This window comes from Haemophilus sp. SZY H56 (genome assembly GCF_054332415.1).
Genome location: NZ_JBTGNX010000014.1, coordinates 13420 through 32800, shown reverse-complemented (window position 1 = coordinate 32800; position 19381 = coordinate 13420). Strand labels below are relative to the sequence as shown.

The 19381-nt window shown below is 39.8% G+C and carries 18 protein-coding genes; 14 read left to right on the top strand and 4 right to left on the bottom strand.

Annotated features, from left to right (window positions below; translation table 11 throughout):
- Positions 1 to 45: 45 nt before the first annotated feature.
- Positions 46 to 1260, bottom strand: coding sequence for an aromatic amino acid transporter (locus ACXVWP_RS09810; protein ID WP_289901616.1), 1215 nt, complete (start codon positions 1258 to 1260; stop codon positions 46 to 48).
- Positions 1261 to 1436: 176 nt separating this feature from the next.
- On the opposite strand from ACXVWP_RS09810, the gene ACXVWP_RS09805 reads away from it, so the two are divergent.
- The 8 genes from ACXVWP_RS09805 to murQ all read left to right on the top strand — a co-directional run bounded on the left by ACXVWP_RS09805 (position 1437) and on the right by murQ (position 10114).
- Positions 1437 to 2300 carry a YicC/YloC family endoribonuclease gene (locus tag ACXVWP_RS09805; RefSeq protein ID WP_014064720.1) on the top strand — a complete coding sequence of 288 codons (864 nt, stop codon included), beginning with the start codon at positions 1437 to 1439 and terminating at the stop codon, positions 2298 to 2300.
- 8 nt (positions 2301 to 2308) lie between these two features.
- Positions 2309 to 3148 (top strand): CAF17-like 4Fe-4S cluster assembly/insertion protein YgfZ, encoded by an 840-nt coding sequence (ygfZ, locus tag ACXVWP_RS09800; RefSeq protein WP_289901615.1) that lies wholly within the window; start codon positions 2309 to 2311, stop codon positions 3146 to 3148.
- A gap of 290 nt (positions 3149 to 3438) precedes the next feature.
- On the top strand, positions 3439 to 5040 hold the full coding sequence (locus ACXVWP_RS09795; protein ID WP_297569083.1) for a lactate permease LctP family transporter: 1602 nt from the start codon (positions 3439 to 3441) through the stop codon (positions 5038 to 5040).
- A 96-nt stretch (positions 5041 to 5136) separates the two neighbouring features.
- On the top strand, positions 5137 to 5868 hold the full coding sequence (locus ACXVWP_RS09790) for a (Fe-S)-binding protein (protein WP_297569080.1): 732 nt from the start codon (positions 5137 to 5139) through the stop codon (positions 5866 to 5868).
- Position 5869: 1 nt separating this feature from the next.
- The gene (locus tag ACXVWP_RS09785) at positions 5870 to 7282 is read left to right on the top strand and encodes a LutB/LldF family L-lactate oxidation iron-sulfur protein (RefSeq protein WP_297569077.1); all 1413 of its coding nucleotides are present in this window, start codon (positions 5870 to 5872) and stop codon (positions 7280 to 7282) included.
- A gap of 5 nt (positions 7283 to 7287) precedes the next feature.
- On the top strand, positions 7288 to 7986 hold the full coding sequence (locus ACXVWP_RS09780) for a LutC/YkgG family protein (RefSeq protein ID WP_297569075.1): 699 nt from the start codon (positions 7288 to 7290) through the stop codon (positions 7984 to 7986).
- Between the two features lie 97 nt (positions 7987 to 8083).
- Positions 8084 to 9202 (top strand): anhydro-N-acetylmuramic acid kinase, encoded by a 1119-nt coding sequence (locus ACXVWP_RS09775; protein WP_297569071.1) that lies wholly within the window; start codon positions 8084 to 8086, stop codon positions 9200 to 9202.
- Positions 9203 to 9205: 3 nt separating this feature from the next.
- Positions 9206 to 10114 (top strand): N-acetylmuramic acid 6-phosphate etherase, encoded by a 909-nt coding sequence (gene murQ, locus ACXVWP_RS09770; RefSeq protein WP_289901609.1) that lies wholly within the window; start codon positions 9206 to 9208, stop codon positions 10112 to 10114.
- 60 nt (positions 10115 to 10174) lie between these two features.
- Here murQ and ACXVWP_RS09765 read toward each other — a convergent pair whose 3' ends face one another.
- The 3 genes from ACXVWP_RS09765 to ACXVWP_RS09755 form a co-directional block, all read right to left on the bottom strand.
- Complete coding sequence (locus ACXVWP_RS09765) at positions 10175 to 11833, bottom strand: phospho-sugar mutase (RefSeq protein ID WP_289901608.1); 1659 nt, start codon at positions 11831 to 11833, stop codon at positions 10175 to 10177.
- A 184-nt stretch (positions 11834 to 12017) separates the two neighbouring features.
- Positions 12018 to 13160, bottom strand: a complete 1143-nt coding sequence (gene lldD, locus ACXVWP_RS09760; RefSeq protein WP_049356086.1) for an FMN-dependent L-lactate dehydrogenase LldD — start codon at positions 13158 to 13160, stop codon at positions 12018 to 12020.
- Between the two features lie 160 nt (positions 13161 to 13320).
- Positions 13321 to 13890: a DUF5358 domain-containing protein gene (locus ACXVWP_RS09755; protein ID WP_289901607.1), complete on the bottom strand. Its 570-nt coding sequence runs from the start codon at positions 13888 to 13890 to the stop codon at positions 13321 to 13323.
- A gap of 152 nt (positions 13891 to 14042) precedes the next feature.
- Between ACXVWP_RS09755 and menB the strand changes: the two genes are divergently transcribed.
- From menB to accC, 6 genes are all read left to right on the top strand, one after another.
- Entirely contained in the window at positions 14043 to 14900 is an 858-nt protein-coding gene (gene menB / locus ACXVWP_RS09750) for a 1,4-dihydroxy-2-naphthoyl-CoA synthase (protein WP_005698319.1), read from the top strand.
- Between the two features lie 95 nt (positions 14901 to 14995).
- A complete protein-coding gene (locus tag ACXVWP_RS09745; RefSeq protein ID WP_080969746.1) occupies positions 14996 to 15766 on the top strand; it encodes a glycosyltransferase family 25 protein in 771 nt (256 codons plus the stop codon).
- A 57-nt stretch (positions 15767 to 15823) separates the two neighbouring features.
- Positions 15824 to 16813, top strand: coding sequence for an o-succinylbenzoate synthase (gene menC / locus ACXVWP_RS09740; protein ID WP_289901606.1), 990 nt, complete (start codon positions 15824 to 15826; stop codon positions 16811 to 16813).
- Between the two features lie 60 nt (positions 16814 to 16873).
- Positions 16874 to 17326, top strand: a complete 453-nt coding sequence (gene aroQ / locus ACXVWP_RS09735; protein ID WP_049356080.1) for a type II 3-dehydroquinate dehydratase — start codon at positions 16874 to 16876, stop codon at positions 17324 to 17326.
- Between the two features lie 159 nt (positions 17327 to 17485).
- On the top strand, positions 17486 to 17944 hold the full coding sequence (accB, locus tag ACXVWP_RS09730) for an acetyl-CoA carboxylase biotin carboxyl carrier protein (RefSeq protein WP_049356078.1): 459 nt from the start codon (positions 17486 to 17488) through the stop codon (positions 17942 to 17944).
- A 60-nt stretch (positions 17945 to 18004) separates the two neighbouring features.
- Positions 18005 to 19351: an acetyl-CoA carboxylase biotin carboxylase subunit gene (gene accC, locus ACXVWP_RS09725; RefSeq protein ID WP_289901604.1), complete on the top strand. Its 1347-nt coding sequence runs from the start codon at positions 18005 to 18007 to the stop codon at positions 19349 to 19351.
- The last annotated feature ends 30 nt before the right edge of the window (positions 19352 to 19381 follow it).

Below are 19381 nucleotides of genomic sequence, written 5' to 3'. Positions count from 1 at the left end.
AAAAAAAGACCGCACCTTAAAAGTGCAGTCTTTTTTTCGCTCATTTTAACCCACGACAAAAGGTAAGTAACCCGCTCGGATAGCAAAAGGAATCGAAGTAATCATCACACCGAGTACCAATACAAGTACTAACAATGCGTTACCGCCCCATACTCGGTATGGCAAGTTAGGATGAATCGCACGTGCTTTCCAAACTAATGCTACCGGTAAAACCACTGCGTAGAACGCGAACATTTGACCGGCATAACCCAGCGCGAGAATAAAACCTTCCGGATAGAAAAGGGAGAATAGCACTGGAGGAATAAAGGTCATTAAACCTAATGAAATACGCCCTGCATGAATATCAAAAGATTGTTTGAGTAAGTCTTCGATACATTCTAATAAACCTAATGCCACCCCTAAGAATGAAGTGACCAATGCTAAAGTGGAGAAGATTTTTACTACGTTAGCAATAATTGGGCTTTGAGTGATTTCTAAGGTCGCTTTCACTAAGCCATTTAACGTGGCGTCTTCACGTAAAATTTGTAAAAACTCATTTTGGCTGAGTAAGCCGTGCGTCGAAAGCTGCCATAAAAAGTAAGCAAATAACGTGATGCCGGAACCCACTAAAATCGCAATGCGTAAGGCTTTTACGTTGCCGTCTAAGTATTTATTTAAGCTTGGAATGGAACCGTGGAAACCAAATGCCGTGAAAAATACAGGGCTTGCAGAAATAATTAAAGCGTTATCAATTGGCATCGCCATTAAGTTATCAAATTTGATGTTTGGTAGCATTAATGCGAGCACTAAGATAAAAGTAGCAATCATCACAAAGAATAATACGCGATTGATTTTATCCACGCTGTGGGTGCCGATGACAATAAAACTACCGAAGAAAATGGTGAATACAAGCACCGCGATTTTGTTCATGGTGTCTTTATCGCCCATGGCTGGGAGTAAATCCATTAATAAGGAACCACCACCACTCACATAAGCAGCAATTAAGGCATATAAGAAGACAATTAAAACAGCAGTGGAAATAATTCGCCCTGCTTGACCAAAATATTGTGCAGCAAGTGTGCCGATCCCCGCATCGCTGTCAGCGGTTTGATACAGTTCTACGAATAAAAGTGCGGTGAAAGTAAGCACAGCCCACAATCCAAGCAATAAGAAAACAGTCGCCGTTAAGCCAATCCCCGCAGAGGTGAGAGGCATTGCCAACATCCCCGCCCCAATCATGGTTCCTGCCACAAGCAAGGTACTTCCCACGGTCTTGTTCATTTTATCTTCCTTAGGTTGTAATAATAAATTTACGATGATTGTATTTTAATCTTTACAGTGTGTAAAGTAGGAGAAACAAAATTCTTCTACAAAATGTACGGTAGAAATGACCGCACTTTCCCGATAAAATAGCCGGCAAATCAATTAAGACAAGAGACAATAGTAGGAGAGCGCTTATGATTTATAGTATGACAGCCTTTGCACGCCTTGAAATTAAGAAAGATTGGGGCGATGCAGTTTGGGAAATTCGTTCGGTTAACCAACGTTATTTGGAAAACTTTTTTCGCTTGCCGGAGCAATTCCGTGGCTTGGAAAATGCTTTGCGTGAGAAACTTCGTCAAAATCTCACTCGCGGTAAAATTGAATGTTCATTGCGTATTGATAGCAAAAAACAAGCGGCGGCTGAGCTCAATTTAAATAAAGAATTAGCGAATCAAGTTATCCAATCTTTACAATGGATTAAGTCGCAAGCTGGCGAGGGCGAAATCAATTTAACGGATGTGTTGCGTTATCCTGGCGTGGTGGAAGCGGCTGAGCAAGATCTTGATGCCATCAGTCAAGATTTGTTGACAGCTTTTGATGAATTGTTGGTGGAATTTATTGCAATGCGTGGGCGTGAAGGCGAAAAACTACAAGCCATTATTCAGCAACGTCTAGATGGTATTACGGTAGAAGCCGAAAAAGTGCGGTCACAAATGCCGGCCGTTTTACAATGGCAGCGTGAGCGTTTATTGCAACGTTTTGAAGAAGCGAAGATTCAACTTGACCCACAACGTGTTGAACAGGAAATGATTTTATTGGCGCAACGTGTGGATGTGGCGGAAGAATTAGATCGTCTGCAAATGCACGTGAAAGAAACCAACAACATCTTGAAAAAAGGTGGGGCAGTGGGTCGTAAACTAGATTTTATGATGCAAGAGCTCAATCGTGAATCTAACACGTTGGCATCAAAATCCATTAATGCTGATATCACCGCTTCCGCCGTGGAATTAAAAGTATTAATCGAACAAATGCGTGAGCAAATTCAAAACCTTGAATAGGAAAAATCATGGCAACATTTATTTCATTAAACCACTATGATTTGGTGGAAGTGGCTGGCGTCGATGCGGAGAAATATCTGCAAGGCCAATTAACGTGTGATGTGGTGCATTTAGCAGCTGGCGCTTCAACGCTTACAGCGCATTGCGATCCTAAAGGCAAAATGCACTCGTTGTTTCGCTTAATTAAGCTTTCAGCAGAGCAGTTTTTGATTTTAATGCCGAAAGCTTTATTAGCTCCACTCGATCAGTTAAAAAAATACGCGGTGTTTTCAAAAGTCACTTTCCAAGTATTGGATTGGCAAATTGTTGGCTTGATTGGTGAAAAGTGCGGTCGAATTCATGCGCAGATTGAATTAGATATTGATGAAAATCGTGCAATTTTGCTCAATCCTACACCGTTAGATGTCACCTTTAATGGCGATGAAAAACAATGGCTTTGTGCGGATATTCAAGCGGGCTTACCAAGCTTGAGTGCGGAAACGCAAAATGAATTTATCCCGCAGGCATTAAATCTACAAGCGATTGAACAAGCAATTTCTTTTACTAAAGGGTGCTATATCGGGCAAGAAACTGTCGCACGAGCCAAATATCGTGGCGCCAATAAACGAGCGATGTATGTGCTTTCAGGAAAAACCACGGTTACACCGAAAATCGGCAGCGAAATAGAAATGCAGTTAGAAACAACTTGGCGTAAAACGGGCACGATCGTAAGTGCGGTTAATTTTGACGGCGTTTTATGGTTACAAGTGGTGATGAATAACGATTTAGAAGAAGGGATGCATTTCCGTTTACCTGAAGATGGAACTGTTCTAAAAATTGAATCTCTTCCTTATTCCATAAATAGCTAAAAATAGTTCCTTTTAATCTATTTTACACTTAAAAATCCTTGGTAAAGTCAGCCTTTGCAAGGATTTTTTCGTTATATGATTTTATCATGAAAATTTATTTTCTATCACAATTCCTGTATTTTTATCAGATTTTTTGAATAGTTAAAAAATTGTTACAATAAAAGGTGAAAATGTTAAAAAATTATGAGATCTTTGTCACATTTTTAACAAATTTCACTAAATAGGGTATAGGCTTTTTCTTCAAAAACCATAGAATACGCGCAATTTTTAGTTACATAAGAGGATTAAGTATGACTCTATCTTTTATTCTTAGTGTTTTTCCCATCATTTTATTAATTTATTTAATGGTAAAGCGTAATGCATTACCTTCTTATGTTGCATTACCTTGGATTGCAACTTTAGTGATGGGCGTTCACCTTCTTCATTTTAATACCGACATCGTAACGATTAGTGCGAATGTGACCGCTGCTATTGTGGCTGTTCAAACACCAATTACGGTGATTTTTGGGGCAATTCTGTTTAATAAATTTTCAGAAGTATCTGGTGCAACCGATACGATGCGTAAATGGTTAGGCAATATTAACCCAAACCCAGTTGCACAATTAATGATTATCGGCTGGGCATTTGCTTTTATGATTGAAGGCGCAAGTGGCTTTGGTACGCCAGCTGCGATTGCCGCACCAATTTTAATGGGATTAGGTTTTAATCCATTAAAAGTCGCCATGTTAGCTTTGGTGATGAACTCAGTTCCGGTTTCTTTTGGAGCAGTAGGTACACCAACTTGGTTCGGTTTTGGTCCGTTAAAATTAGATTCAAAATCGATTCTTGAAATTGGCTCGATGACAGCGTTTATTCACTCCATTGCGGCATTAGTGATTCCATTGATGGCATTACGCATCATGGTGACCTGGAAAGAAATCCGTCAAAATATTGTTTTTATTTATATCAGTGTATTTTCTTGTATCATTCCTTTCGCCATCATAGCTCAATTTAACTATGAATTCCCATCATTAGTGGGTGGCGCAATTGGTCTCTTTATTTCTGTATTTGTAGCGAATAAAGGTATTGGTTTAGCGAAAGTTGAAAACAAGTTAGATAATAATGCGGTTAGTACGGGCCAAGTTGCTAAAGCATTACTCCCTACTGGTTTATTAATTTTATTCTTAATTGTTACACGTATTCCTGAATTAGGCTTAAAAGGCTTAATGAATAACAAAGATGTGTGGTTCTCCACCGTGTTAGGTTCATTAGGTACATTTGAAGTCAGTAAAGGTTTAATTTTTAGTTTAAAAAATATCTTTGGTTCAGAAGTGAGTGAAAGCTATAAACTACTTTATGTGCCTGCGTTAATCCCATTTGTCATTACCGTATTAATTTCATTACCACTTTTCGGCGTGAACTTCAGCAGAGCAAAAGGTATTTTTAGTGCAAGCTTAAGCCAAGTAAAAAATCCATTTATTGCCTTAATGGGAGCCTTAGTTATGGTAAACTTGATGTTAGTAGGTGGCGAGCATTCTATGGTGAAAATCATCGGTCGTACCTTTGCAGAAGTGACCGGTAGTGACTGGACAATCTTCTCATCTTTCTTAGGTGCGGTAGGTGCATTCTTCTCGGGGTCAAATACGGTATCTAACTTAACATTCGGTAGCGTACAATTATCGACCGCTGAAACCACCGGTTTATCTGTGACCTTAATTCTTGCGTTACAATCAGTTGGTGGAGCGATGGGTAACATGGTATGTATTAATAATATCGTAGCCGTTTCTTCTGTATTGAATATTCAAAACAAAGAAGGAACAATCATTAAGACTACGATTGTACCAATGGTCGTTTACGGTATCATTGCAGCCCTTTGCGCAAGTTTCTTAATTCCGCTATTCTACGCGCTCTAAAATAGAGGCAAAAAGCAACCGTACTTTATCGGCGGTTGCTTAACTTTTATCGAATATTTTACTTTTTATTTTCTATTACTGTTGGAGTAATTATTTATGAACGTAAATTTCTACGTTACCTGTATTGCTGATGTCGTAAAAAGCGGTGTGGCGAAAAACACCGTATTACTACTGGAAAAACTCGGTTGTAATGTTATCTTTCTTGAAAAACAAGGCTGTTGCGGGCAACCTGCATTAAACAGCGGTTACACCAAACAAGCCATCCCTGGCATGAAAAACTTAGTCAAAACCTTTGAAGTGAACGATTATCCCATCGTTGCCCCTGCAGGTTCCTGTGTTTATGCGATTAAAAACTATCCTGACTATTTCACCAAAGTGGGTGAGTTAGATTGGGCAGAGCGCGCAAAAAAAGTGGTGGCTCGTTTCTGTGATTTAACCGATTTTATTGTCAATAAACTTGGTGTAACGGATGTCGGCGCATATCTGCCAGGTAAAGCAGTTTATCACCCTTCTTGTAGCTTATCTCGAAAATTAGGTATTGTTGATGAGCCCATTGCTCTTTTAAAAGGAGTGAAAGGTTTAGAGTTGCTTCCTATTCATAATCAGCAAACTTGTTGTGGTTTTGGTGGAACTTTCTCTGTGAAAATGGCAGAGATTTCTGGCGAAATGGTAAAAGAAAAAGTTGAGCGTATTGAAGAGGTTGAACCACAATATTTAATTGGTGCCGATGTCAGCTGTTTATTAAACATTGGTGGTCGTTTACAACGCGAAGGCAGCAAGATCAAAGTGATGCACATTGCGGAAGTATTAATGCAAGGGGAGAAATAATATGTCACTAAAAACCAGTCATCTTCCTTTTAAAGCGCGTGTTGATCACGAAGTACATAATACTATCATGCGTAAAGCGGTAGTGAAAGCCCAAGAAACTATTGGTGCTAACCGTCAAAAAATGGTGGACGAATTAGGTCATTGGGAAGAATGGCGTGATTTATCTAAACAGATTCGTAACCATGTTTTAGCTAATTTAGATGCTTATTTGTATCAATTAAGCGAAAAAGTGATTGAAAATGGCGGTAAAGTGTATTTTGCTGAAACTGCCGAAGAAGCGAGTGCTTATATTCGCAAAGTAGCATTAGAGAAAAATGCGAAGAAAATCGTAAAATCCAAATCCATGGTGACAGAAGAAATCGGTTTAAACGACGTGCTTGAAAAAGAAGGTATGCAAGTGATCGAAACCGATTTAGGGGAATATCTCTTACAAATTTCAGGTGATAAACCATCCCATATCGTTGTGCCAGCAATTCATAAAGATCGTCACCAAATCCGCAAAGATTTAGCTGAGCGACTCGGCTATGAAGGTGAGGAAACTCCAGAAGATATGACGAGTTTCGTACGTAAAAAAATTCGTCAAGATTTTTTAGAAGCGGATATTGGTATCAGTGGCTGTAATTTTGCCGTAGCAGAAACCGGTTCAGTTTGTTTAGTGACGAATGAAGGTAACTTACGTTTAGCCACTACTTTACCAAAAACACATATTGCCGTGATGGGAATGGAGCGTTTAGCACCAACTTTCCAAGAAGTGGATGTGTTAATTACGATGCTTGCTCGTAGTGCGGTAGGGGCGAAATTAACCGGTTATAACACGTGGTTAACAGGTCCTCGTGTTGCAGGTGAAACTGATGGACCTGGAGAATTCCATTTGGTTATCGTGGATAATGGTCGTTCAGATATTTTAGCTTCTGAATTCCAAGAAGTTTTACGTTGTATCCGTTGCGGCGCCTGTTTGAATACCTGTCCGGCATATCGTCAAATCGGTGGTCATGGTTATGGTTCTATTTACCCGGGTCCAATTGGTGCAGTGATTTCTCCATTACTAGGTGGCTACGATGAGTTTAAAGAATTGCCGTATGCTTGTTCATTATGTAATGCGTGTAACTCAGTCTGTCCGGTGCGTATTCCATTAGCACAGTTAATCTTAAAACACCGCGAGAAAATGGTAGAGTTAGGTAAAACTCCTGCGATGGAGCGTTTATCTATTTTTGGTTTCACCACAGCCAATGCTAACCCAACACTATGGAAAGCTGGTGTGAATATTGGAGCAAAATTAGCGGGTAAGTTGATCAAAAATGGGAAAGCACCAATCACATTTGGCGCATTGGGTGAATGGACAAAAGCACGAGATTTACCACAAGCAGATGGTGAAAGTTTCCGTCAATGGTTTAATAATAGAGAGAGAGGATAATAAGCATGGATTTACAAAATCGCGAAAATTTTCTTAATAAATTAGCGGCGAAAATGGGTAAAGCCCGTGCTATCGTACCTGAACCGATGGACGCACCAGTCAATACATACCCAACTGAGCGTTTAACCCATTTAAGCGCGGTTGATTTAGCGAATGAATTTACCAATTCAGCTAAAACCATGATGGTGGACGTAAATGTGTGTAAAGAGTCTGATGCAGTACAAACCTTACTTGCTCTCTGTGAAAAATATGGCGGCGGTAATGTTGTGCTTAATTCCGATGAAAGATTGACCGCACTTGGTATTCCTGCGGCGCTTGAAGCGAAATATACTTGCCATACATGGTCACCAGAAACAGCACAAGATAATATTAGTTTTTCTGAAAAAGCTAATCTTGGTGTGGTTTATGCAGAATATGGTTTGGCGGAAACTGGCGGAATCGTCTTATTCTCTAGCGCAGATCGTGGACGTTCAGTGAGTTTATTACCTGAAAAATCAATTGTTGTTGTACGTAAAAGCCAAGTACTTCCACGTGTTGCACAAGTGGCGAAAGTGTTACACGATAAAGCACAACAAGGCGAGCGTATGCCATCTTGTATCAATATTATCTCAGGTCCAAGTTCAACCGCAGATATTGAATTGATTAAAGTGATTGGCGTACATGGTCCAGTAGCAAAAATCTATTTAGTCATTGATGACTTATAAGAATCATCCATGATGAAAAGAGAGAACTATAATGTTCTCTCTTTTTTTATTTTTTTTAAATCCGCTATAATTCTGAAAAACTCATGAATTGAACACTATGACTTATTATCTTGGCATTATGTCTGGCACCAGCCTTGACGGGGTGGATATTGCCCTTACTGACATCCAATCGAATCAAACCAAATTAATTGCGGCAGATTTTACGCCGATGCCGACAAATTTACGTGAAAAAGTGACCGCACTTATTCAATCGGGTGAAACGTCGTTACAAGCATTGGGTGAACTCGATCATCAATTTGGCTTGCTTTATGCCGATTGCGTCAATGATTTTTTACGTAAACACCAGTTAAAGCCAGAACAGATTGATGCCATTGGCTGCCATGGTCAAACAGTGTGGCATTCCCCAAAAGGTCAATTTCCGTTTACCATGCAAATTGGTGATATGAATTTATTAGCCGCTAAAACAGGCATTACGGTCGTTGGTGATTTGCGCCGTAAAGATATGGCGTTTGGTGGACAAGGGGCGCCTTTAGTACCCGCTTTTCATCAAGCGGTATTTTTTGATCCTCATTGGACAACGGTGGTGCTGAATATTGGTGGTATAAGTAATGTATCGTTATTGATACCCGAACAGCCTGTCATTGGCTTTGATACGGGAACAGGTAATACCTTGCTTGACCAATGGATCGAAAAACATCAAAGCAAAGCTTACGACCAAAATGGTGAATGGGCGGTTTCAGGTCAAGTGAATCCAGATTTGTTAGCGGCATTATTAGATGAAGATTTCTTTCAGCTTCCACCACCGAAAAGCACGGGGCGTGAATTATTTAATTTGGCTTGGCTAGAGAGGAAAATTCAAAAAATAGCAGGCAAAACGACCGCACTTTTACCACAAGATGTGCAAGCTACTTTGGCTGAATTTACCGTGCAAAGCATTGTTTTAGCCCTTAATAATATTCAGACGACATTACCATGTCGATTACTTGTTTGTGGCGGGGGGGCTAAAAATCAGGCGATCATGAATGGTTTAAAACAGGCGTTGCCAACTTGGCGTATTCAACTGACGACGGAATTAGAGCTTGATATCGATTATGTGGAAGCGGCAGCTTTTGCTTGGTTGGCTTATCGTCGTATGCATAATTTACCCGCTAATTTGCCGAGTGTGACGGGCGCCACAAGTGCGGTCAGTTTAGGGGCGATTTTTCCAAAGGAATAAACCATGGCAGAGAATTTATTACAAACCCTTTCAACTCTAATTACTGAACAACGAAATCCCAATTCCATGCATATAGATAGCTTATCTGCATTGGAAATTGCGCAGTTAATGAATCAGGAAGATAAGCAAGTGCCTTTGGCAATTGAAAAATGTTTACCTCAAATTGCCCAAGCGGTTGAACGTATCGTTGCTGCATTTCAACAAGGCGGTCGATTAGTCTATATTGGCGCAGGAACCAGTGGTCGATTAGGCGTACTCGATGCGTCTGAATGCCCGCCAACATTTGGTGTGTCACCTGAAATGGTGAAAGGTATTATTGCAGGCGGCGAGCGCGCATTACGTCATCCAATTGAAGGGGCGGAAGACAGTAAAGCACAAGCCGTGGTGGACTTACAAACAATTCACTTTTCCTCAAAAGATGTGTTGGTGGGTATTGCTGCAAGTGGACGAACCCCTTATGTGATCGGTGCATTGGAATATGCGAAACGTTTAGGTTCAGTGACGGTTTCGATTGCAAGTAATACGAATTCAGCGATGGCGAATATTGTGGATATTGCCATTGATACTGTCGTGGGACCAGAAGTGCTAACTGGCTCGAGCCGCTTGAAATCAGGCACAGCACAAAAATTAGTACTGAATATGCTGACTACGGCTTCTATGATTTTAATGGGTAAATGCTATCAAAACTTAATGGTGGATGTGCAGGCAAGTAATAAAAAACTGAAAGCTCGTGCCATTCGTATCGTCATGCAAGCCACGGATTGCGATAAGGCTCTCGCAGAAGAGACATTAAAGCAGGCTGATCAAAATGCGAAATTAGCGATTATGATGATTCTGAGTGGATTAGATCGTGCTCAAGCAGAGGCTTTATTAGAAAAACATCAGGGCAAGCTACAACTTGCATTGAAATAAGCAAAAATAAAACGCTAGGCATCAAACCTAGCGTTTTTTATTATTTAATAGTTTGCTCAATTAGCAATCCTGTTTGCCGTAAGCATCTTGACGAAGGATTTGACGAACGCCTTCATCAAATTGTGCTAAAACTTGATCCGCGTCTTTTGGATCTTTACCGCGAGCATCAAGGTAGAACTTGATTTTCGGCTCAGTACCAGATGGACGAGCGATTAAGCGGCTACCGTTTTCTAATACGAATACAAGGATGTCGCTTTGGCGATCAGTTTTAGTGTGGTCGATGAATTGTGCCACTTTAACACCACCTACTTCAGCTGGAGGCGTGTTACGAAGTGCGGTCATTAATTTACCGATTTCAGATAAATCGCTTACACGGATAGAAATTTGACCACTTACATAAGCACCGAATTCTTGTGTGAAGTCATTGGCATAATCCGCTAAGGTTTTACCTTGTGCTTTTAAGTGACGCACTAAATCTAAGAATACGATCGCCGCTGAAATACCGTCTTTATCGCGTACTTTATCTGGGTCAACTAAGTAACCAAGCGCTTCTTCGAAACCGAATAATAAGCCTTGAACTTTACCGATGTATTTGAAACCGGTTAAGGTTTCTTCTGATTGGAAGCCGTATTTTTTCGCAATTTCAGCAAGCGCTGGAGAGGACACTAAAGAACACGCTAATACGCCTTTCTCACCTTTTGCATGATATTGTTTTGCTAAATACCAACCTAAGAAACAACCTACTACGTTGCCGTGTAAAGGTTTCCAGTTACCTTGTGCATCTGGAACAGCTACTGCTAAACGGTCTGCATCAGGGTCATTGGCAATAATGAATTCCGCATTGTGTTCTTTTGCCACTTTAATGGCTAAATCTAATGCCCCTTTTTCTTCTGGGTTAGGGAAGTTTACTGTTGGGAATGTGCCATCTGGCCATACTTGTTCTGCCACAATATGAGGTTGTGGAAGACCTGCTTTGGTTAAGGTTTTGCTTAATACTTCATAGCCTACACCGTGCATTGCGGTATAAACGTAGTTAATGTCTGCTTTAGGTTCTTTAGCAAGAGAAGCCGTTTTTTCAATATAAGCGTTAACTACTTCATCATCTAACACAACATAATCTTGGCTACGAGGTAAATCTTTTACATTACCCACTGCGACTTTGTCGATTAATGCAGCGATATCTTTATCTGCAGGCGAAACGATTTGGCCACCGCCGTTCGCTTTGCCTAAATACACTTTATAACCGTTATCTTCTGGTGGGTTGTGACTTGCTGTCACCATAACACCTGCTGTGGTATCAAAATATTGAATTGCGTAAGCTAATACTGGAGTGGGTAATTTACGTGGAAGTAAATAAGCTTTAACGCCTGCCCCCGCCATGATTTCAGCGGTATCACGTGCGAAAACATCAGAGTTTTTACGACCGTCGTAACCAATCACGATAGAAGGTTGTTTGTCGTAATCTTTTAAATAATCCGCTAAACCACCTGCTGCTTGTGCTACTAAAACACGGTTCATCCCCATAGGGCCTGCTTGTAATGGTCCACGAAGCCCTGCAGTACCAAATTGTAAACGGCTACTAAAGCGAGCTTGTAATTCAGATTGTGCTTTTTTATCACCATTTTTCGCCGCGGTTAAAAGTGCGGTTAATTCTGCATGAGTTTCTGCATCAGGATCTTGGTTTAACCAGTTTTGTGCAATATCAAAAAGCGTTGTCATGATGTTTTCTCCTTGTAAAAAGTAATTCTGGATAGACTAACGGAAAATGGATCGGATTAAAACGACTATTTTTCTTTTTTCCTGAAAAGATAAGCTTTTTTTGATCGCAATCGTTTTCTAATAAAATAAAAACAGCGTAAAATATTCACGCTGTTAAATGATTTTAGATTATGAAATTTAAAATTTATTTGCTGAAATCCACCAAAGCATCACGAGTAATATCTGTGATATTCTTATTGCTTGTTAGTGTCATTGCTACACGCATTTCTTTATGAAATATATCGAGCATATTCTCTACGCCACGTTGACCATCTGCTCCAAGAGCATATACAAAAGAACGACCAATCATAGTAGCATCAGCACCTAATGCGATCATACGTACTACATCTAATCCATTACGAATACCACTATCTGCAAGAATTTTTATATTACCTTTGACTGCATCAGCGACATAAGGTAAAGCTTGAGCTGTTGATGGCGTACCATCTAGTTGTCTACCTCCATGGTTGGATACCACGATCCCATCAGCACCAAAGCGAACAGCATCTTTAGCATCTTCAGCATCTAAAATACCTTTGATAACCATAGCACCATCCCAATAATCACGTATCCATTCTAAATCTTTCCACGAAATAGAAGGGTCGAAGTTGTCAGTTAACCAACCAATGTAATCATCTAACCCTACCGGTTTACCCATATATTGAGAAACATTACCTAATGTAAATGGACGCCCCTTCATGAGCATATCGTAAGACCATAATGGATGAGTGAAACCTTGTAATGTTCGACGAAGCCATTTATATTCGCCACTCATGCCTGAATGCATATCACGATAACGTGCACCAGGGGTTGGCATATCTACAGTAAAGACCAATGTCTTACAACCTGCTGCTTTTGCTCGTTCGAGCGCATTTTTCATAAAGCCTCGATCTTTTAGAACATAAAGTTGGAACCACATGGAACGTTTGAGTGTTGGAGCTACTTCTTCAATTGGACAAATTGACACAGTTGAAAGCGTAAATGGAATACCTTTATTATCGGCAGCTTTTGCAGCTTGAACTTCACCACGACTTGCGTACATACCACATGCACCTACAGGAGCCAATACTAACGGCATAGAAAGCTTTTCACCGAATAATTCAATTTCAGTATTTAATTGAGACATATCATTGAGCACACGTTGCCGTAATGCTATGTTAGATAGATCACTTACATTACGTGTAAGTGTATGTTCGGAATAAGAGCCACCATCAGCATAATGAAACATAAATGGAGGAACCTTACGTTTAGCAACTTGACGATAATCGTTTGCGGATGAAATAATCATATTTACCTCATTATTAATGATAATTATTATCTTCCATTGTAAGTTAAATTCATTAATAAAGGTATTAGTTTTTGAAGATTTGTAATTGGGCAATAAAAAATGCACGATTTTCCATCCGAATCGTGCATTTAATTGATTTTGATCGTGAAGAGTGAAATTACTAAAGGAGGAGAGCTGAACCCCATTTAATAATATCAAAGAAGAATTTGTTTTGATTGGTGGCAATACCATCACCCGTTTTCTTCAATGTACCATCGTCATTTTTGGTTTCATCTACCATGCCATTTATATATTGACCTTTTACGACATCTAAATCTTCTTTGGCTTGAGTTCGTAAGATTTGACATGCTTTAGGATCTAACGAGTCAACATCCCCGACTTCTGTACGGAATTTCTTAAATTGATAAGTTGCGTAATTCATTGATTTTTCATCTTTTTGAATCATTTTCACATAGTTTTCCCCGATGATTTTTTCTAACGGATAGAAAAAGACATATTGGGAATGAATGTAGCTATCTTCTTTAGCGAAGTGTTGTTGTTGAATTCGGGTCAAATTCGGATAGATACATTGTTCAGCTTGTTTACTTGACGTTGCCCATGTTTTCGCATTCACATCTGAAAGGAGGTAATCCGCTTGTGCAAATTCTGCGGGGATCGGCGATTGTGATGGGCCAAATAAACCACAAGCACTTAAGAGTACAGTTGCGCCGAAAATAATAAATTTTCTCACTTAAATTTCCTTATAATATCTAGATTGCCAAAATTTTAGCAACAACAATCTGATTGTAAAGTGATTATCTAATAGCGACGTGATTTTCTTTCCCGAAGTAAAAAACTTCCGTTATAATGACCGCACTTTTTACACTTATAAAGGAAAGAACAATGCAAAATCCAAAAGATGATGTTTTATATGCACCAGTTGAGTGGGTTGATCATAGCGAAGGTTACACTGATATTCGTTTCCACAAATCGACTGATGGTATTGCAAAAATTACTATTAACCGTCCAGAAGTGCGTAACGCATTTCGACCGCAAACAGTTAAAGAAATGATCCATGCTTTTTCTAACGCTCGTTTCGATGAAAAAATTGGCGTGATTGTATTAACCGGTGAAGGCGAAAAAGCATTCTGTTCTGGTGGTGACCAAAAAATTCGTGGTGACTACGGCGGCTATAAAGATGAAAGCGGTGTGCATCATTTAAATGTATTGGATTTCCAACGCGATATTCGTACTTGTCCAAAACCAGTTGTAGCAATGGTGGCAGGTTACGCAATTGGTGGTGGCCACGTACTTCATATGTTATGTGATCTAACCATTGCAGCAGACAATGCAATCTTTGGTCAAACTGGTCCTAAAGTAGGTTCATTTGACGGTGGCTGGGGTGCAAGCTATATGGCGCGTTTAGTGGGTCAGAAAAAAGCACGCGAAATTTGGTTCTTATGCCGTCAATATAATGCGCAAGAAGCATTAGATATGGGCTTAGTGAATACTGTCGTGCCTTATGCTGATTTAGAAAAAGAAACCGTGCGTTGGTGCCGTGAAATGTTACGTAACAGCCCAATTGCGTTACGTTGCTTGAAAGCTGCATTGAATGCGGACTGTGATGGTCAATCAGGTTTACAAGAACTCGCGGGTAATGCAACCATGTTGTTCTATATGACTGAAGAAGGTCAAGAAGGGCGTAACGCATTTAACGAAAAACGCGCACCAGACTTCAGCAAATTCAGACGTAATCCTTAATTTGAACATAAAAAGTGCGGTTCAAAATCAGTGTGTTTTTAACTGCACTTTTGAAAATATATTGAAATCTTTATTGCTATTTGGAAAATATTTTTATGGGTTGCGAAAAACAATATAATTATGTGATTAGTTTAATCAAAGAAACTAAACGTCGCAAACATATTGAACAAGAATTTGGTCAGCAAAAAATCCCTTTTTCATTTTTTGATGCGGTCACACCAGATCGTATTGAGGATGTTGCAAAGAAATTTAATATTACTTTAGATAGGTCACCAAACGCCAAATTATCGGATGGTGAAATTGGTTGTGCATTAAGTCATATTGCGTTATGGGATCTGGCAGTAGAAAATAATTTAGATTATATCAATATTTTTGAAGATGATATTCACTTAGGTGAGAATGCGAAGAAGTTATTAGAGATTGATTATTTGCCTGATGATGTTGATGTGCTAAAGCTTGAGGCTAATGGAAAAATGGTATTTCGTAGGCCTAAAGTAGTAAAGTGTCATAGAAAGATTTATCCTATCACATTTAAGCAGTCAGGAACTGCAGGTTATACAGTCATGGCAAAAGGTGCGAAATACCTTCTCAAACAGGTAAAAAATAAACCGCTTGAAATTGCAATTGATTCTCTTATCTTTGAGGATTTTTTAAATTTAAAGGATTACAACGTGGTACAGCTTTCACCCGGTATTTGTGTACAAGATTTTGTTGTGAATCCAGATAAACCTTTTGAAAGCAGCTTGCAAAAAGGTAGAGATTTAGTTCATGAAAATCAGACAAAATTTTCAGTGGTTGAAAGAATAAGAAAAGAAATTATAAGATTAAAGCGTAAATTATTTATGAAACACGTGCCTTTTAAATAAGGGAAGTGCGGTTAAAAAATTATTTTTAACCGCACTTTTGCTATCAAGGAGAACAAGATGAAAACCAAATCATTTAATCTTTATCGTTATTCTATTCCCGTCGACAGCCAATTAATTTTACGTGGACGCTTTTTGAAACGTCGAGAAGGTTTGATTGTACGTGTTGCTTGCAGCCGTGATGGCTGGGGCGAAATTGCACCTTTGCCTGGGTTTAGCGAAGAAACCATCGAACAAGCGCAAGAGCAAGCCATTGAATGGCTGACGAATTGGTGTCATGCAAGCTGCGAAGCACCAAGAGTCCCCCTTGACGGTTGTTATCCTTCTGTTGCCTTCGGTATTAGCACGGCGATGGATGAGATGAAACGTTATTTAAATGAGGAAGGTAACTATCACACTGCACCTTTGTGCTATGGTGATCCTGATGAGTTATATTCAGAATTGAATCAAATGCCAGGTGACAAAGTCGCTAAAATCAAAGTCGGCATGTATGAAACGAATCGTGATGGTTTAATTGCCGACATGTTTTTGGAAGCCATTCCTGATTTGCAATTACGTCTAGATGCGAATCGTCAATGGACTTTAGAAAAAGCCTTAAAATTTGCGGAGAAAGTAAAACTGCAACATCGTTCTCGTATTCAATTTCTGGAAGAACCTTGTAAAACTCGTGAAGAAAGCCGTCAGTTTGCAGCTCAAACAGGCATTAATATTGCTTGGGATGAAAGTGTGCGTGAGCCAGGCTTCCTTTTAGAAAAAGAACCACACTTAAGTGCCATTGTGATTAAACCAACACTGGTTGGTTCGCTACAAGATTGTCAAAAGCTGATCGCACAAGCACATTATTTAGGCATAAAAGCAGTGATTAGCTCGAGCATTGAAAGTAGCCTTGGATTAACGCAACTCGCTCGTATCGCGGCACAATATACACCCAATGTGACGCCAGGATTAGATACGTTAAATTTAATGCAACATCAAGTATTACGTGCGTGGCCAGGCTCAGATTTACCGCTAATTGATTTAAATTCAGAATTTATTACCAAAATCGTCTAGAGATACGACCACCATTACACAAAAAATCGCTATAATTCGCACAAGTTAAAGGATGTGAAAATGTCAAAAAAATTTAATATTTTGCTGTTAAATGGCCCAAACTTAAATATGTTGGGGGCAAGGGAACCGAAACATTATGGTTCGCTTTCGTTATCTGCCATTGAAGAAAATATGGTAAAACTTGCGGCGCAGTATGATGTGAATTTGGCGTGCTTTCAAGCAAATAGCGAAGAAAAGTTAATCGATAAGATTCATCAAAGTTTTCAGAAAGTGGATTTTATTTTAATTAACCCTGCGGCTTATACGCATACCAGTGTTGCATTGCGTGATGCCTTGCTTGCTGTGTCAATTCCATTTGTTGAAATCCATTTGTCTAATGTACATAAGCGCGAGCCATTCCGTCACCATTCTTACTTTAGTGATGTGGCTGAAGGGGTGGTTTGTGGCTTAGGTGCGAAAGGTTATGAGTTTGCTCTTCAATTTGCGTTAGATTTTTTAAATAAAAAAGCATAAAATTTCACAAAATTTACAGATTTTCGCAGAAATTTATCGCAAAGTGCGTGATTTTGCGGTAATCTTGCCGACACAAAAACAGGTTTCAAAATGACCGTACTTTAGAAATCAATTCTGAAAGTGCGGTTAACAATTCATTATTATTTTTAGGAAGAGCGTATGGACATTCGTAAAATCAAAAAACTGATTGAATTAGTAGAAGAATCGGGTATCACTGAATTAGAAGTGCAAGAAGAAGAAGGTACAGTACGTATTAGTCGTGCGGCACCAGCTGTTGTACCTGCTGCAATTCAATATGCAGCGGCGCCTGTCGCACCCGTTGCGGCTCCTGCAGCTGCTCCAGCGGCAGCTGCACCTGCTGAAGCGCCAGTCGCTGAAGTTTCTGGCCACCAAGTGCGTTCACCAATGGTAGGTACGTTCTATCGTAGCCCAAGTCCAGAAGCGAAAGCTTTCGTTGAAGTGGGACAAACAGTCAAAGTAGGCGATGCACTTTGTATCGTTGAAGCAATGAAAATGATGAATCGTATCGAAGCAGACAAAGCTGGTGTGGTTAAAGCAATCTTAGTGAATGATGGCGAAGCGGTTGAATTTGATCAACCATTAATCGTTATCGAATAATCCCTATCAATCTGAAATGGCGAGCTTTCTCGCCATTTTTTCACCCAAGTGGAAATTGTTATGTTAGAAAAAGTTGTGATTGCTAACCGTGGTGAAATTGCACTGCGTATTTTGCGTGCCTGTAAAGAATTAGGCATTAAAACTGTGGCGGTTCACTCTACCGCCGATCGTGATTTAAAACACGTATTACTTGCAGATGAAACAGTTTGTATCGGACCTGCGCCATCTGTAAAAAGTTATTTAAATATCCCTGCCATTATTGCCGCAGCAGAAGTAACCGGTGCGGATGCGATTCACCCTGGTTATGGTTTCCTTTCTGAAAACGCAGATTTTGCAGAGCAAGTTGAGCGTTCTGGTTTTATTTTTATTGGCCCAACTGCAGACGTCATTCGTTTGATGGGGGATAAAGTTTCTGCAATTAAAGCAATGAAAAAAGCGGGCGTGCCTTGTGTACCGGGTTCAGATGGTCCAGTAGGCAGCGATATCGCAAAAAATAAAGAAATTGCAAAACGTATTGGCTATCCAATTATTATCAAGGCATCTGGCGGTGGCGGTGGTCGTGGTATGCGTGTCGTTCGTAGCGAAGATGCACTTGAAGAATCTATTGCGATGACAAAAGCTGAAGCAAAAGCCGCGTTTAACAATGATATGGTTTACATGGAAAAATATTTAGAAAATCCACGCCATATTGAAATTCAAGTTTTAGCGGATACACACGGTAATGCAATCTATCTTGCAGAACGGGATTGTTCTATGCAACGTCGTCACCAAAAAGTCGTGGAAGAAGCACCTGCGCCGGGTATTACAGAAGAAGTTCGTCGTGACATCGGCACTCGTTGTGCGAATGCTTGTGTTGAAATTGGCTATCGCGGTGCAGGTACGTTTGAATTCTTGTATGAAAATGGTGAATTCTATTTCATTGAAATGAATACCCGTATTCAAGTAGAGCACCCAGTAACAGAAATGATTACCGGTGTAGATTTAGTGAAAGAACAATTGCGCATTGCAGCTGGTTTACCACTTTCTTATAAACAAGAAGATATCAAAGTGAAAGGTCATGCAATTGAATGTCGTATCAATGCAGAAGATCCAAAAACATTCTTACCATCTCCAGGTAAAGTTGCTCACTTGCACTCACCAGGTGGTTTAGGGGTTCGTTGGGATTCTCATGTATATGCTGGTTATACCGTTCCACCACACTACGATTCTATGATCGCAAAATTAATCACATACGGTGATACGCGTGATGTCGCAATCCGTCGTATGCAAAATGCATTATCTGAGACGATCATTGATGGTATCAAAACAAATATCCCACTTCATGAACTCATTCTTGAAGATGAAAACTTCCAAAAAGGTGGTGCGAATATCCACTATTTAGAGAAGAAATTAGGGATGTATGATTAACATGAAACGGCTAACGTAAGTTAGCCATTT

Coding starts and splice junctions, on each gene's coding strand:
- ACXVWP_RS09810 (WP_289901616.1), bottom strand. CDS start 1,260: ATGAACAAGACCGTGGGAAGTACCTTGCTTGTGGCAGGAACCATGATT.
- ACXVWP_RS09805 (WP_014064720.1), top strand. CDS start 1,437: ATGATTTATAGTATGACAGCCTTTGCACGCCTTGAAATTAAGAAAGAT.
- ygfZ (WP_289901615.1), top strand. CDS start 2,309: ATGGCAACATTTATTTCATTAAACCACTATGATTTGGTGGAAGTGGCT.
- ACXVWP_RS09795 (WP_297569083.1), top strand. CDS start 3,439: ATGACTCTATCTTTTATTCTTAGTGTTTTTCCCATCATTTTATTAATT.
- ACXVWP_RS09790 (WP_297569080.1), top strand. CDS start 5,137: ATGAACGTAAATTTCTACGTTACCTGTATTGCTGATGTCGTAAAAAGC.
- ACXVWP_RS09785 (WP_297569077.1), top strand. CDS start 5,870: ATGTCACTAAAAACCAGTCATCTTCCTTTTAAAGCGCGTGTTGATCAC.
- ACXVWP_RS09780 (WP_297569075.1), top strand. CDS start 7,288: ATGGATTTACAAAATCGCGAAAATTTTCTTAATAAATTAGCGGCGAAA.
- ACXVWP_RS09775 (WP_297569071.1), top strand. CDS start 8,084: ATGACTTATTATCTTGGCATTATGTCTGGCACCAGCCTTGACGGGGTG.
- murQ (WP_289901609.1), top strand. CDS start 9,206: ATGGCAGAGAATTTATTACAAACCCTTTCAACTCTAATTACTGAACAA.
- ACXVWP_RS09765 (WP_289901608.1), bottom strand. CDS start 11,833: ATGACAACGCTTTTTGATATTGCACAAAACTGGTTAAACCAAGATCCT.
- lldD (WP_049356086.1), bottom strand. CDS start 13,160: ATGATTATTTCATCCGCAAACGATTATCGTCAAGTTGCTAAACGTAAG.
- menB (WP_005698319.1), top strand. CDS start 14,043: ATGCAAAATCCAAAAGATGATGTTTTATATGCACCAGTTGAGTGGGTT.
- ACXVWP_RS09745 (WP_080969746.1), top strand. CDS start 14,996: ATGGGTTGCGAAAAACAATATAATTATGTGATTAGTTTAATCAAAGAA.
- menC (WP_289901606.1), top strand. CDS start 15,824: ATGAAAACCAAATCATTTAATCTTTATCGTTATTCTATTCCCGTCGAC.
- aroQ (WP_049356080.1), top strand. CDS start 16,874: ATGTCAAAAAAATTTAATATTTTGCTGTTAAATGGCCCAAACTTAAAT.
- accB (WP_049356078.1), top strand. CDS start 17,486: ATGGACATTCGTAAAATCAAAAAACTGATTGAATTAGTAGAAGAATCG.
- accC (WP_289901604.1), top strand. CDS start 18,005: ATGTTAGAAAAAGTTGTGATTGCTAACCGTGGTGAAATTGCACTGCGT.